This is a genomic window from Alkalihalobacillus phoenicis (assembly GCF_047302405.1).
Taxonomy (GTDB): Bacteria; Bacillota; Bacilli; order Bacillales; family Bacillaceae_D; genus Alkalihalobacillus.
In genome coordinates this window covers 675851-690290 of the sequence record NZ_CP154853.1, presented here as the reverse complement: position 1 = coordinate 690290, position 14440 = coordinate 675851, and the positions used below count along the sequence as shown (strand labels likewise).

Below are 14440 nucleotides of genomic sequence, written 5' to 3'. Positions count from 1 at the left end.
TATGAAAAACCATATAAAAATATACATGATTCTTTCTTTAATCTTAATAACCGGCTGTTCAACTGCAATAGCAACAAGTCCTGAAGAAATCATTCACGAAGTACTCACTAGCCATACTCAATACGATTCTTATTATGGAAAAATCCATTTAACTGAAACAATCGATGGTGTTACAAATGAATCGATAATAGAAGAAAAAGTCATAATGGATAGCAAAAGGATAGTCGTCGTCACCGACAAGCAAACGAACGAGACATCTTATGGGTTATATGATGGCAGTGTGATGACCATTTATGATGAATCTTCTGCTCTCGCTTTTCAAATGACCGGCGAATTACCGATGTTGGACGGGCAATCACAATTAGAAATAATGAAAGACTTTCTGAGAAGTATAGAAAAGGATGCTTCCTTACAAATGGTTGGCGAAGAGACGCTTCATGGTTCTCAAACATACCACTTAAAATTAAAAGAAGAGAATGATATGAACTTTATAAAAGAATTTGACCTTTGGGTCAATCAAAAAAACCATTTCATTTTAAAAGCAAAAATGATTACAGATGACATAGAAACGACAATGGAGTATCAAGAAATTAAATTTGACGTCACTTTTGATGAGGATGAGTTTCATCTAGACATTCCAGACGATATTTTTATTGAAAATCTAGACGAACAATTTATAGAACAAATCTCTATAAATGAAGTAAACAATATTTTTCAACAAGGGGTACTTGTTCTAGCTAGTGAAGATGTTACTTTAGCTACTATTGAAAAATATAATAGCGATTTATTCGAACGAACAGAATTAACGTTTGAATACTCAAAAGATCATATTTCCTATGTATCTATAGCAGTCTTTCCATCTCCTGAAGATGAAATTGAGCTAACCCTAGCTGATGAAGAGCTAATCGAATTCCGAAATAGCCTTGCCTCTTTGGTCGTATTTGATTCCTTTAAAAGTATAGCTTGGGATGAGGATGGGCTACGTTATTCCTTAATAAGTGAACACCCTCAAGTGACAGTAGATGATTTATTAAAACTAGAAGAGCAATTTATCTTAAGCTCTGAATTAAAAGAGTGATTCAATGCTACCAAATTCCACCACGATTATCTTATATGTTGTCATGACCTTTCTCATTGCCCTTATTGGGTATAGTTTTGAAAAAAAGAGTGAAAAACTTGGAAATACCTTTATTATTGTCGCAGCAATAACAATGATTGGCCACCTTTTTTACTCTTTCAGATTTCCAGATTTCTTCATTGGATTTTCTATCGTTTCGATTGCTTATTTTAATTTTTCAATGATTTTTGATGGACGCAAAAAGGCCTTAAAACGTCAAATGGAAATAGAGTTAACGGAGAATGTTGAAGTTCCCCTTTCACGGAGCATCAAAAAATTGCTCTATGAAACCTTTTTAACAATACTAGTCTTAAGTGGGGCAATTGCTTACTACTTATTTGGACCTGAACCTAGTCCTTTAAAACTTCTTGTCATTCTGGTTATGATTCACAGTGTCACTGAAACAGTTAAACAATTTTTAAATCATATTTCGACAAAAATTTATCAATCAAAAGAGAACGAACTATTTATCCTTTCAAGTATCGACGCAAGAAAATATCCTTTAGAAAAATTGGAAGGGCTCCAGGTGGAAAGTAGGGTTGATTTATTAAAGCTTCACCCCCTGCTTACTGTATTTTCGAAAAGTCTTGATTTTGTAACCGGTAATGGAAAAGTTTTAAAGCTTGATTTTCCTGGTGAATCTGTTTATCTAAGCCCAAAAGACTGTTCTTTGTTTAATCACTTTGTGCCAAAAGCTTCAAAAATTGCTCTAAAAAAAGAAAAACAAGTTCTCCCATTTTACCATCATTCCAACTTCAAAAGATTATTAGGGAAGCTTTATTTTGCGGGGGCCATAAAAGGTATTTCCGTTTATTCTGCTTTTTTTCTAGGACTCTACTTATTAGAGGTTCATACAGCGATAATCGTTGGAGCGATCATCCCTTTTTGGTTCGTCAATTTATATTTTTCCGATCTTATTTTAAAGATTGCGACTGATGCAAAAAAAATTGATGACCGAGAACTATTAATACGTGCAAACAAATTATTTAAAAAGCTAAACTTACCAAAAACTCGTTTATACGAAACGGAATCAAATGAATTTAATGGGTTCGCATCGGGAATGGGTATCGGTCGCTCAATGATCACTTTAACAAGTGCGACACTAAGGTTACCAATTGAAGCAATTGAAGGTATTATTGCTCACGAAGCCATTCATGTAAAAAAAAGAGACGTTCTCATTAGTCAACTTCTACGCCTCCCTTATATAGCCATTATTATCGGCTTTGTTCTTTGGTTAGTCAAGTCACCAGAGTTGATTGAAAACAATCCGGTTTTAATGTTTATGTTGATATGGGGATTGATTCTCCTATTCCCCCTCTATCAAGCTTTTTGCTCACAAGTGATGGAGGTTCGTGCCGATCGTTTAGCTAGTTTCATTTTGCATCATGGCAGCCAACAAATGGCCAAAAGTTTAGAAATCCTTGGACAATCTCAGGACGAAGCGATTGAAAAGTCAATTCAATATGTAGAAGACAAGGAAACAGAAGAAAAAAACCGTCCTTCATCAATAGAGCGTCCATCATGGATTTGGCGATTGATTGAGTTCCAAATGATGCCACACCCACCACTTTATTGGCGTGTTGCAGCCTTAAAACAAGATCAGGAGCTCACATTAAAGCAAAGTCTGAGACAGTGGTTCTACGAGAGATGGACAGAATCATTTAATATAAGGCCCTTACGTAAAAAGCAAGAATGATTTATTTACCAATTAAAAAATCGATATATGAGAAGCCTCTTACATGTGGCCAAACTATAAGAAATTTCTTAAATGCTCCTTCTCTATTAATAAAATTCCTACTAGATTGCAAGAACTATGCCCCACTCATTTTTGACAAGGCTCCTCGTTTGTAAGAGCCATCCGCAGGTGTCACCAGCTTTTGAGAGGCACTAACTTTTGTCGCTTCCATTCAAAGCTGATGACCCCTTTTCTACCTTATGCGTTCGTTCATCACGTAATTTACGAATATATCTTTTGATTGGTGGATGATGATGGAACCAATATTGATACGCTATGTAAATAAGGAGTAGCAAGGACTGGACAGCCGCTAAATAAAAACCATCAAGAATTTGACGAATGAGGGCAACCATCATTAAACAGCCAAAAATCAAACCTACTCCTAATAAAAAAGAGACGAAAACCGTTTTCCCTCGTATTTTCGTGTTTTTAAGAAAAAGACACCCTTGACTAATAGCATGAATAATAAAACAGGCTATGACTACCATAATGAGCATGACAACAGGTGAAAAAACGATTTGATTGCCATTCATCCGATCAATGACCGCTAAATGAATACCCTCAATAGGTAAAGAATTCCACCTTGATAAAGAAGACATAAAGCCAAAAAGAACCCAGAGTACTAATATAACTAAACCAGATTCAATAAAATGTAGCACATATTTTTTCATAGTAATCCCTACTTTAAATAACTATTTTACTTATTTTCAAGTTCTTCGGTAATCGAAATCGCCACAAAAAGAGCTCCTAAAAATTGAATCCATGAGCCGATAATATCAAGGAGATCGGCTTTCTGTAAAAGACCTGATACACCTTGTAATCCCGCCCCGTAGTATTGCCACATTCCACCTATATACGCCAATGATTGAAACTCATCTCCAGAAGCAACCGTTGCGATATAAGCGCCTGCCGCCTGAAGGAAATTCCCCCCTATCCCTAGCGGCTTATTAACAATCTCTGAGTCAGAAAAAACCTCTGCCAAATGAAAGGTACTAAAAATGTTACCAACAATTCCGATTAAAACACCAGTACTGACTAAACTATTCTCTTTCTGCCCAATATTAGCTATAGGACTTCGCTCCAAACAGCTTGATGTTTGCCTAGGCAACATAGGTTGAGAAGAAGAAACGTCATTATTTTCATCTTCTCCTTCCCATATTGTGCCAACATATTGAACGCCTCCACCAAGAGCTTGAAGTTCATTTCCATAGATTCCTAAATTAGTAGCTAAAGAAGCTTCCGAATCCGGCAAAGAAGAGCCAAGTGCAGCAAGGAAATTGCCTATTGCTTGCACCCAAGCCCCGATAAAATCAGCATTTTCTCCTTGCATTTTTCGCTCACCACCGCACACTTGTATGCGATAGCTTATTCAAAAGTCTGCGAACATGTTCAGCGTTACCCCCCACTTACTGGTGGAATTAACGCAATAACATCCTCTTTTTGAATCACATAATCATCCTCGGCATACTCTTCATTCACGGCAATCATCGTTGCTTCACTTATTGTTAGTTCAGGATACAACGAATGCAACATGTCTTTAAATGCAACAATTGATTTCCCTTCTGCTTCAATAAAAAGCTCCCCACTTTGTGCTTGCTCACTTAATTCAGCAAATAATAAAATTTTAATCATTAAACTCCTCCATCTTTGGGGCCCCTTTTGGATAAGCCGTCTTTTCTAGCTGATCACCGATCCACTTTTGCCCATCTTCCCAGTGCTCTTTTTTCCAAATCGGGACAATTTCTTTAATCCGCTCAATCGCATATCGACTTGCCTCATAAGAATCATTTCGATGTGGCGTTGATACAGCTATGACAACGGCAAGATCACTAATTGCCAATTCGCCAATTCGATGTGTAATCGCGACTCGTGTATCGGGCCAGCGCTCTGTAATTTCGTCCCCAATTTGAGCTAACTTTTTCTCAGCCATTGGCACATAAGCCTCATAAGCTAAATAAAGCGTCTTTTTTCCTTTTGTCATTTCACGAACAGTCCCAATAAAACAATTGATCGCTCCCGCATTACGATCACCTACTTTATCGACAACTTCTTGGATGACAATCTCTTGCTCTGTAATTAAAAACAATTTATTTTCCATGTTACACTCCCCATTGTTTAAATAACCATTCACTAATTTCATCGACATCATCAATAAAAAAAACAGGTGTATCTTCTATTTGTCTGATTAAACTTTTCTCCCAAACAACGACAGCTTGAATATTCGTTAAATCAGAAAGCAACACTAAATCAGCTTCTTCTTTTAATAAAACCAACTTAGGATAAGCTTTATTTTTATACCCCTCAAGTAGGATAACATCTAGCTCAGCCTGCTTATAGAGCGGCAAAAGATCTTCTAGTTGCCATTCTGTTGGTTTGCTAATTTGGATTTGAATCGTTTCCGCTGCTAATACTGCACTTCCTACCGCACCTGCTTGCCGGTGCTTCCAAGAATCCTTTCCTGTATCAAGAGCGGCGAGCTTTTTGCCGTGACCGTGATGTTTAATCGTTGCGATCGACAAACCCCTTTTTTTACTTTTAGTTAAAATACCTTCTATTAAAGTCGTTTTTCCACGATTACTAAAACCACTAATTTGCCAAATCTTTAAACCGTTGTCCATGGCCACTCGCTTCCCTCTCCTGTAAGTAACAAGACATCGACCATATCCCCTTTTTGAAAGCCACTCGCCCCACCTGGAAGCATCATCAGGCAGTTGGCATCAGCTAATGAGCTTACTACACCTGATTTATCTAGTCCTGTTGGTTCTACATAAAGCTTGCCATTTTCAAAATACGTATAACTCCGAATAAATCTAGAAAAGTTATTTGATTTATCGTTGTCGACCAAGAGCGTCGCTTGAACTTTTTGCAAATGAGGCTTCATAACAGAAAAACTCGTTAAAATGGCTGGACGAACGAGTAATTCAAAGCCAACAAAACAAGCAGAAGGGTTTCCTGATAACCCAAATAAAAGCTTCCCATTTACTTCTGCGACCGTTGTCACACTTCCTGGTCGCATCGTAATTTTATTAAATAATACGTTCGCTCCTAAACGTTTATATATTTCCGGCAAAAAATCGTAATCACCAACAGATACCCCACCTGTCGTAATTAAATAATCGACTTTTTCTAATTCTAGTGAAATCTTTTGAAAGCTCTCTTCTAAATCATCAACAAGTTGTCCGAAATAGACGGGTTCAGCTCCAACTTTTTTAATTTGAGCCGCGACCATATAAGCATTACTGTTACGGATTTTACCTGGTTGCAATTCCTCATCAACATTGAGAAGCTCTGTCCCCGTTGCGATAATCCCGACCTTAGTTTTTTTAAACACCTCGACCTCAGCATAACCAAAGGTTGCGAGCAACGCTTTAATACCAGGCGTAATCCGTGCCCCTTTTTGCACTAAGCTTGCTCCTTTTTGAACATCCTCCCCTTGAAAAGAAATGTTATCACCTGATTCAAAGGATTGAGTTAATTCAAAGTACGCCTCCCCCTCTTTTTCAAACTCACGTACTAATTCAAACATTACAATTACATCCGTGCCAGCTGGAATTTGAGCTCCCGTCATGATTCGAATCGCTTCATTATCATTTGGAATTTTTGCTGCCACCGCTCCTGCACCAATTTCTTCAATCACTTTAAAAGACTTTGGTGATCCTTCTGTCACCCCTTGACTGTCCACTGCTCTGATCGCAAATCCATCAAGTGGAGAGCGATCAAATGGGGGTACATCATGATCCGCGATTAAATCGCTCGCTAAATACCTTTCATCACAATCATCGATGGAAATATATTCTGTTTCCCCTGTCTTAGAATGATTAAGCACAGCTGAAACTGCTTCAGACACTAAGATCGGTTTTCTAATATCAACCACTTCATTCACCTCATCAAATTAATCTTTTCTATTATAAACATGGAGCATTCCTACTTAAAGGTCTTTTTGAATTTCACGGATTACGTGGTTAAGTTCAGGTATAATCAACTTATCCATCGCAAGTTTGACAGCTCCTCTTGAACCCGGCATCGAAAAGACGGCCGTATTCTCATAAACTCCAGCAACAGCCCGGCTTAAAATCGCTGCTGAACCAATATCCTCTGCATAACTTAAGTAACGAAAAATTTCACCAAAACCTGGCATTTCTTTATGTAACAAAGCTTGAACCGCTTCATATGTCGTATCCCTTTTGGCAATGCCTGTCCCACCGGTTAATAATACCGCATCGATTTCTCGACTGGACACCGCCTTTTTAATCTTCTCTTGGATTAATAATGATTCATCTTTTATAATAGAATAAGCAGAAACTTGATGACCAGCTTCGATTAGCTTCTTTTTAACTAGAGCACCACCGTGATCATTTTCCTTCGTGCGTGTATCAGAAATCGTAAGCACCATACAACGAATCGATCTAGGGGCATCTGATTTATGTTCCTGTACAGACATATGTAAATAACTCCTTTCGTTAACAAACATGTGTATGTCTTATGATAGCATAGATTTTTAAATCAATAAAAAAAGCAAATCAATTTGAATTTAATAACTTTCGGACTAATGAATAGGAGTGAAAAAATGGATAAATTAACTCATTTTAATGAACAAGGACGAGCAAAAATGGTCGACATCTCTAACAAAGAAATTACAATCCGCACAGCGATTGCTAAATCAAGCATAAACGTCTCATCCGAAATCCATGAGAAAATTGAGCAAGGAAAAATCGGGAAAGGGGATGTGCTAGCTGTAGCCCAAGTTGCCGGTGTAATGGCAGCTAAAAACACTTCGCAATGGATACCTATGTGCCATCCACTCTCTTTAAATGGTGTAAACATTGAATTTAATTGGGAAAAAAATGATAACGACGCAACATTACACATTGCAGTTGAAGTGAAAACAGAAGGTAAAACGGGGGTCGAAATGGAGGCCTTAACCGCGGCCAGTGCCACCGCTTTAACCATTTATGATATGTGCAAAGCTCTCGATAAAGGAATGATTATCGGTCCTACTTTTTTAGCAAGGAAATCAGGTGGAAAAAACGGAGACTTCGAAAGGAAGGTTTAACCAATTAACGCATTACAAAAAGACACTTGAAAAGTTGAATCCAACAATTTAAGATTAGAGTATTGAATCGATGAAAAGAGTGGAGGAATTCCATGGGCCCAAGTCTTGTAGCCATGGTTGAAACTGAACCAGCTCATGCAACATTAATAGAGTACCACTTAAAAAAAATGGGGATAAGCGTTCAATCTTTTGAAACAGGTCAATCCTTTCTTCATACATACGCTGCTTTTCCTGTGGATGTTTATATGATCAGTGACCAACTCGATGATCTCCCTATTGAACTCGTCTTACAAGAGATAGAAGCACTAAACAAAAAAAAGACGATCATCATTATGACGACAAGTCACCTAACACCTTACCAATCGAGTTTGCACGATATTCTTTATATTCGCAAACCATTTTCCTTAAAAGAGTTTCGTGATTGTGTTGAACCATTATTGCTACAATCAAATTTTGTTTAAAATTAAAAACTATCACTTCTAGTTATATTTCTCGCTAAAATCCTAACTTATCAGCTGAATTTGATATTTAAGCACTAACCATTCCTCAAATTAACGGAATGGTTTTTTTATGGTTTTGTTTTGTTTGGGGGAGGTTGTGATTCGCTTTGACGGCTTTTGGTTTCATTTGAGGGCTATGGTTCCCTTTGGTGGCTCTTTTGTTGGACTTCTGGTTTCATTCGGCGGCTATGATTCCCTTTGGTGACTCTTTTGTTGCGCTTCTGGTTTCATTCAGCGGCTATGATTCCCTTTGATGGTTGGTTTGTTGGGCTTCTGGCTTCATTCCTAGGCTATGATTCCCTTTGGCGGCTCTTTTGTTGCGCTTCTGGCTTCATTCCTAGGCTATGATTCCCTTTGGTCGCTCTTTTGTTGCGCTTCCGGCTTCATTCAGCGGCTATGATTCCCTTTGGTCGCTCTTTTGTTCGGCTTCCGGCTTCATTCAGCGGCTATGATTCCCTTTGGCCGCTGATTTGTTCGGCTTCTGGCTTCATTCAGCGGCTATGATTCCCTTTGGTCGCTCTTTTGTCGCGCTTCCGGCTTCATTCAGCGGCTATGATTCCCTTTGATGGTTGGTTTGTTCGGCTTCTGGCTTCATTCCTAGGCTATGATTCCCTTTGGTCGCTTTTTTGTTGCGCTTCCGGCTTCATTCAGCAGCTATGATTCCCTTTGGCGGCTCTTTTGTTGGGCTTCTGGCTTCATTCCTAGGCTATGATTCCCTTTGGCGGCTCTTTTGTTGCGCTTCTGGCTTCATTCAGCGGCTATGATTCCCTTTGGTCGCTCTTTTGTTGCGCTTCTGGCTTCATTCCTAGTCTATGATTCCCTTTGGTCGCTTTTTTGTTGCGCTTCCGGCTTCATTCAGCAGCTATGATTCCCTTTGGTCGCTGATTTGTTCGGCTTCTGGCTTCATTCCTAGGCTATGATTACCTTTGGTGGCTCTTTTGTTGGGTTTCCAGCATCATTCGCCAGCATTGATATCTTTACCTGTTTCATTCAACTCTAGTTTCCTCACAATAAAAAGCTATTCCATAAGGTAATCTCCCTTACAGAATAGCTGTTATTACCGATATTTTATTTTAGTACATTTAACGATTCACGGATAAATGCTGGAATATCATCGGGTGTTCGACTTGTGACAAGTTGTCCACCGCAAACGACTACTTCTTTATCATGAAGCTTAGCACCCGCATTTTTTAGATCGACGTGAATCGATTTATAGCCTGTGACATCGCGACCGTCTAATGATTCCGCTGTAATTAATAGTTGAGGTCCATGGCAGATCGCCATCACCGGCTTTTTTTCATCCATAAACTCTTTTGAAAAGCGAACAAAACGGTCATCAGCTCTTAAAATATCAGGTGAAAAACCTCCAGGGATTAATAAGGCATCAAACTCTTTTGCTGAAACATCATCGATTCCTTTATCAATTTGGACTTTTTCTCCTTCACTTTTACCCGTTACTTCATTTCCAGCTTCTTTTTCGATATTAACCACTTCATGGCCCGCTTCCTTTAAAGCCTTCACAGGTTCTGTGTATTCAGAGTCCTCAAATTCATTTGTGATAACAACGGCAACTTTTTTACCCATTTCAACATCACTACTCCTTTATTGGAATCTACTTGTAATGTTCCCCACTAAATGAAAGACTAAACACCCTCTTCTACATACTATTCATTAACTTACTTTCATGAAATTGTCATAGTTTGCTAATTTTCCAAGACGAAAAAACCACAGTCCTTTTCAAAAGGGCTGTGGCTTCTATTTATCTTACTCCAAAAAATTGCTTGAGCTTCGTAAACATTCCTTTGTCTTCTGATAACGACATGAGTGGAACACTTTCGCCTAAAATTCGTCTTGAAATATTCCGATAAGCAATCGAAGCTTTACTTGTATTATGTAGAGCAATTGGTTCACCATTATTTGCACATCTAATCACTTCTTCATCGTCCAAGACAATTCCTAATAAATCTATTCCTAAGACAGAGACAATTTCGTCAACATCTAACATATCACCATTTTTCATCATATGTCCTCTAATTCGGTTTATGACTAAACGAGGAGATGCGATGTTTTCTTGCTTTTCTAATAAGCCAATAATTCGATCCGCATCGCGGACTGCAGACAGCTCTGGTGTTGTGACCACAATTGCTTGATCAGCTCCAGCAATGGCATTTTGAAAACCTTGTTCAATTCCTGCAGGACAATCAATGACAATATAATCAAAATCTTGTTTTAATTGCTCAATAATCTTTTTCATCTGTTCTGGTTCAACAGCTGTTTTGTCTTTCGTTTGGGCAGCTGGCAGTAAAAATAAATGATCAAAACGTTTATCTTTAATTAAGGCTTGGTTCACTTTACAAATGCCTTCAACTACATCAACTAAATCGTAAATAATTCGATTTTCAAGTCCCATTACGACATCAAGATTTCGTAACCCGATATCAGTGTCTATTAAACAAACTTTCTTTCCAGCAAGCGAAAGAGCAGTTCCGATGTTAGCAGATGTAGTTGTTTTACCTACCCCACCTTTACCGCTAGTTACAACAATTGCCTCTCCCACGCTCATTACCCCTTTCTATCTTAACATATCATTCATTCGATGATTTGATGTTCATTCCTTTGTAAATTAGGGCGATATCGGATTAGTCGCTGAACCTTTTCTAATACAATTTCAGCTAACTCACGATCAATAAAAGCCGCTTCCATCTCTGAATCTTTTTCATCTTCTTTCTCAAAATGATAGATTTGATCGGCAATTCTTAATTGAGACGGAGACATTTGCGAAGCACTAATAACCGCTTCATCATTACCTTCAAACCCAGCGTGAGCAATTCCTTTTAAAGCACCCATAATATAAATATTTCCTGTTGCCATAACCATTCCGCCTGGATTAACATCACCGACTAGTAATAAATCACCTGTGACTTTTAATACTTGTCCAGAGCGAATGACTTTCGTTAATGTAATCATTTCTGATTGTTTACGAATTTGCTCTGCTTCCTCTACAGAGAGAACATTGGATTCGATTTTTTCGATCGAAAAATGACAATCTTTTGTGATAATTTCTTTTAATTCTTCTTTATCTGCATCTGTTAAATAACGGTTCCCAACATGAACATTGACATTCACTACGGGACCGTCCTTATTTTGATAATGTTTGGAAGATAGCTTTTCCGTTAATTCCGTTATTAGTTGGCTGTATCCACAATGGTCATCAAGGAGGAACATGAGTCCGTCTTTTGTTCCTTTGATCGTAACATGTTGTTTTTTCTGTGTCATAACGTTCACCTCAGACCACACGTCCCTTCTAAATGCCTTTCTTTCCATCTTACAGAGTCATAAATCTTCATTACTACCTTAATTCAACACGCACTTACAAAAACCCTGCTAATTAGCAAAGAATACAATTAATTTTACACGTTTTATAAGTGTACATGTAAAGACTTGTAGCCGATTCGACAAAGTGACGCTTCTTAAAATGTAGTAAGAGGATACTTGCCCTCCTACCCCCATTTAATACTCGTCCACCAGCTTTTTTAGCTTTAATCAAAAAGAAAGATTAGCGCTCCCTTAATTTTGATTGTTGCACAATATGGGCAATAAGTTTTTTAATTGGATAATACATAATAATCGCAAAGCACAGATTTCCAATTAAAGTTGGCCATAATCGAGTTTCAAGAAATGTTGCAACAGGCATCTCGGTTATATCAATTAATAAAAATAAGCCATATTGATAAAACTCAATAAAACAAACCGCTACAACAGATAGTAATAAAGGTAAGACTAGACTATCCTGTACCCTTTTAAAAGATAAGGAAAACAAATAACAAGTTAAACCAAATCCAAATAAATAGACCCCTAACAAATCGGTATAAACGACATCATATAACAAACCGAAGATGAGCCCGTAGAAAATACTCGAAGAACGTCCTAAGTATATTCCAATAAAAACGAGTAGAACGACAACAAACCTAGCGACGACTATAAACTGACCTTCAATCGCTTGAGTGATGAATTGAAAAATCGTCCCCTCTACGATAAAAATAAAAAAGAGCAGCAAAGAGAGGTAGTACCGACTCATTATTCATCCTCCTCAAGTAATGCTGGATCAAGAGTGACAGAAGTTCGTTCCACGATATAAACATAATCAAGACCAGAAAAATCTGCTGTTGGTTCAATATAGACATTTTGTGTTAAGCCATATTCATCAGGCTCCACAAACGCTACTGTTCCAATCTCTAGACCAGCCGGATAGACATCACCCAAACCAGATGTTGCAACCATCGTATCCAACTCAATTTCCGCATCGATATCCAGCTTCCTCATAATCAGAAGCCCTCGCTCCTCATCATAGTCCTCTACAAAACCTGTTTCTGGCTCATCTAACTGGATTTGGGCTGATACACGGTTTGTCCGATCATTATCCGTTAATAGTTGAATATATGAGCTGAATTCACTCACACTTTGTACTTTTCCAATCAATCCACCTTTTGAATCGATAACGGCCATATTGTTTTCTACTCCGTGTTGAGTTCCACGATTTAAACCAATATGTTCCTGCCATCTATCCGGATAACGGTGAATCACAACAGCTGGGCGCAATAAATAGTCGTGTAAGGATTCTTCTAGTTCAAGCATATCTCGCAACGTATCGTTTTCATTTTGCAGCAGATTTCGTTCTACTGTTATCTTGGCATACTCTTCCAACCTAGCTTTTAACACTTTATTCTCTTCATAGATATACTTCATATCACTAACATTCTCAAAGAAACCCGCTACTGCATGAGCGGGTTTTGAGAAAATGGATTGTACCCAACCAACGGTATCACGCATAATCTGCTCAGGACCCGTTACTCGTTCTCTGTCGCTTAAGGAAAAACCAATCAACGCCACCAAGATAATAATACTGACTAAGAGAACAATTAACTTTTTGTTTGAAAAAAAAGATGGCATGTTTGAAACACCTACTTATGATTTTCTATCAGATCGTGATGTAATTCCAGCTTTTGAACGGAAAAGATGTAGATTTTCTAATGCTCTCCCTGTACCAATTGCGACACAATCTAATGGATTCTCCGCTACGATAACTGGCATATTCGTCTCGTCACTTAATACCTGATCTAAGTTACGTAAATATGCTCCCCCACCAGTTAAAACAATTCCACGATCCATAATATCGGCAGCAAGCTCAGGCGGCGATTGCTCCAATGTATTTTTCACAGCCTCAATAATAGTCGTCACCGTATCAGCTAATGCCCCAGCAATTTCATCTGCTGTTACAGAAAGTGTTTTTGGCAAACCCGTTAAGAGATCACGTCCACGAATATCCATATCATCCACGCCTTCAGGTGCTCCTGCTGAACCAATCTCAAGCTTCAATGTTTCGGCTGTACGTTCTCCAATCATTAAATTATAATTTCTTTTAACGTATTGGATAATCGCTTCATCCATTTCATCACCAGCGACACGAATCGACTGACTTGTCACGATCCCACCTAATGAAATAATCGCGACTTCCGTTGTACCACCACCGATATCAACGACCATACTACCAGTCGGTTCCCAGACGGGTAAATCGGCTCCAATTGCTGCCGCAAAAGGCTCCTCTAATGTATAAGCTTCCTTTGCTCCCGCTTGTTTAGTCGCATCTTCAACCGCTCGTTTTTCAACTGCTGTAATTCCTGTTGGTACACAGACCATAACATTCGGTCGACGTGAAAACATAGAACGATTTTTAGCAGCTTGTCGAATAAAATGTTTCAACATAGTAGCTGTTGTATCAAAATCTGCAATAACCCCATCTTTCATCGGACGAACCGCGACAATATTCCCTGGCGTACGCCCGATCATATTTTTTGCATCATTTCCTACTGCTTCAATAGAACCTGTATCTGTACGAAGTGCAACAACCGAAGGCTCACGCACGACAATTCCTTTACCTTTAACATAGACAAGCGTATTTGCCGTCCCTAAATCAATCCCAATATCTTTTGAAAAACCACCAAACATCTATATGTATCTCCCTTCAATGATCCAAA

General features: G+C 38.4%; 17 protein-coding genes. 4 read left to right on the top strand and 13 right to left on the bottom strand.

Annotated features, from left to right (window positions below):
• Position 1 precedes the first annotated feature (1 nt).
• On the top strand, positions 2-1078 hold the full coding sequence (locus tag AA0017_RS03085) for a LolA family protein (RefSeq protein WP_413379426.1): 1077 nt from the start codon (positions 2-4) through the stop codon (positions 1076-1078).
• 4 nt (positions 1079-1082) lie between these two features.
• The gene (locus AA0017_RS03080) at positions 1083-2813 is read left to right on the top strand and encodes a M56 family metallopeptidase (RefSeq protein ID WP_413379424.1); all 1731 of its coding nucleotides are present in this window, start codon (positions 1083-1085) and stop codon (positions 2811-2813) included.
• 191 nt (positions 2814-3004) lie between these two features.
• Here the strand turns inward: AA0017_RS03080 and AA0017_RS03075 are convergent, their stop codons facing one another.
• The 7 genes from AA0017_RS03075 to AA0017_RS03045 form a co-directional block, all read right to left on the bottom strand.
• Entirely contained in the window at positions 3005-3523 is a 519-nt protein-coding gene (locus AA0017_RS03075) for a hypothetical protein (protein ID WP_413379422.1), read from the bottom strand.
• Positions 3524-3549: 26 nt separating this feature from the next.
• A complete protein-coding gene (locus AA0017_RS03070) occupies positions 3550-4182 on the bottom strand; it encodes a DUF6944 family repetitive protein (protein WP_413379420.1) in 633 nt (210 codons plus the stop codon).
• Between the two features lie 65 nt (positions 4183-4247).
• Positions 4248-4484, bottom strand: a complete 237-nt coding sequence (gene moaD / locus AA0017_RS03065) for a molybdopterin converting factor subunit 1 (protein ID WP_413379418.1) — start codon at positions 4482-4484, stop codon at positions 4248-4250.
• Positions 4477-4950 (bottom strand): molybdenum cofactor biosynthesis protein MoaE, encoded by a 474-nt coding sequence (locus AA0017_RS03060; RefSeq protein ID WP_413379416.1) that lies wholly within the window; start codon positions 4948-4950, stop codon positions 4477-4479. The genes moaD and AA0017_RS03060 overlap by 8 nt, the downstream gene beginning before the upstream one ends.
• 1 nt (position 4951) lies before the next feature.
• A complete protein-coding gene (mobB, locus tag AA0017_RS03055; RefSeq protein ID WP_413382356.1) occupies positions 4952-5470 on the bottom strand; it encodes a molybdopterin-guanine dinucleotide biosynthesis protein B in 519 nt (172 codons plus the stop codon).
• On the bottom strand, positions 5455-6726 hold the full coding sequence (glp, locus tag AA0017_RS03050) for a gephyrin-like molybdotransferase Glp (RefSeq protein ID WP_413379413.1): 1272 nt from the start codon (positions 6724-6726) through the stop codon (positions 5455-5457). Before glp ends, mobB begins: the two co-directional genes overlap by 16 nt.
• A gap of 54 nt (positions 6727-6780) precedes the next feature.
• Complete coding sequence (locus AA0017_RS03045; protein WP_413379411.1) at positions 6781-7293, bottom strand: MogA/MoaB family molybdenum cofactor biosynthesis protein; 513 nt, start codon at positions 7291-7293, stop codon at positions 6781-6783.
• A 126-nt stretch (positions 7294-7419) separates the two neighbouring features.
• On the opposite strand from AA0017_RS03045, the gene moaC reads away from it, so the two are divergent.
• Both moaC and AA0017_RS03035 read left to right on the top strand, forming a co-directional pair.
• A complete protein-coding gene (moaC, locus tag AA0017_RS03040; RefSeq protein WP_413379409.1) occupies positions 7420-7905 on the top strand; it encodes a cyclic pyranopterin monophosphate synthase MoaC in 486 nt (161 codons plus the stop codon).
• A 92-nt stretch (positions 7906-7997) separates the two neighbouring features.
• Positions 7998-8366 (top strand): hypothetical protein, encoded by a 369-nt coding sequence (locus AA0017_RS03035; RefSeq protein WP_413379407.1) that lies wholly within the window; start codon positions 7998-8000, stop codon positions 8364-8366.
• A 1107-nt stretch (positions 8367-9473) separates the two neighbouring features.
• Here AA0017_RS03035 and AA0017_RS03030 read toward each other — a convergent pair.
• The 6 genes from AA0017_RS03030 to AA0017_RS03005 all read right to left on the bottom strand — a co-directional run bounded on the left by AA0017_RS03030 (position 9474) and on the right by AA0017_RS03005 (position 14411).
• On the bottom strand, positions 9474-9989 hold the full coding sequence (locus tag AA0017_RS03030) for a type 1 glutamine amidotransferase domain-containing protein (protein WP_413379405.1): 516 nt from the start codon (positions 9987-9989) through the stop codon (positions 9474-9476).
• A gap of 175 nt (positions 9990-10164) precedes the next feature.
• A complete protein-coding gene (gene minD / locus AA0017_RS03025) occupies positions 10165-10962 on the bottom strand; it encodes a septum site-determining protein MinD (protein ID WP_413379403.1) in 798 nt (265 codons plus the stop codon).
• A gap of 32 nt (positions 10963-10994) precedes the next feature.
• Positions 10995-11681, bottom strand: coding sequence for a septum site-determining protein MinC (gene minC, locus AA0017_RS03020; protein WP_413379401.1), 687 nt, complete (start codon positions 11679-11681; stop codon positions 10995-10997).
• Positions 11682-11961: 280 nt separating this feature from the next.
• Positions 11962-12483, bottom strand: a complete 522-nt coding sequence (mreD, locus tag AA0017_RS03015) for a rod shape-determining protein MreD (protein WP_413379399.1) — start codon at positions 12481-12483, stop codon at positions 11962-11964.
• Complete coding sequence (gene mreC / locus AA0017_RS03010; protein ID WP_413379397.1) at positions 12483-13355, bottom strand: rod shape-determining protein MreC; 873 nt, start codon at positions 13353-13355, stop codon at positions 12483-12485. Before mreC ends, mreD begins: the two co-directional genes overlap by 1 nt.
• Before the next feature lie 15 nt (positions 13356-13370).
• Entirely contained in the window at positions 13371-14411 is a 1041-nt protein-coding gene (locus tag AA0017_RS03005; protein WP_413379395.1) for a rod shape-determining protein, read from the bottom strand.
• Positions 14412-14440: the final 29 nt, after the last annotated feature.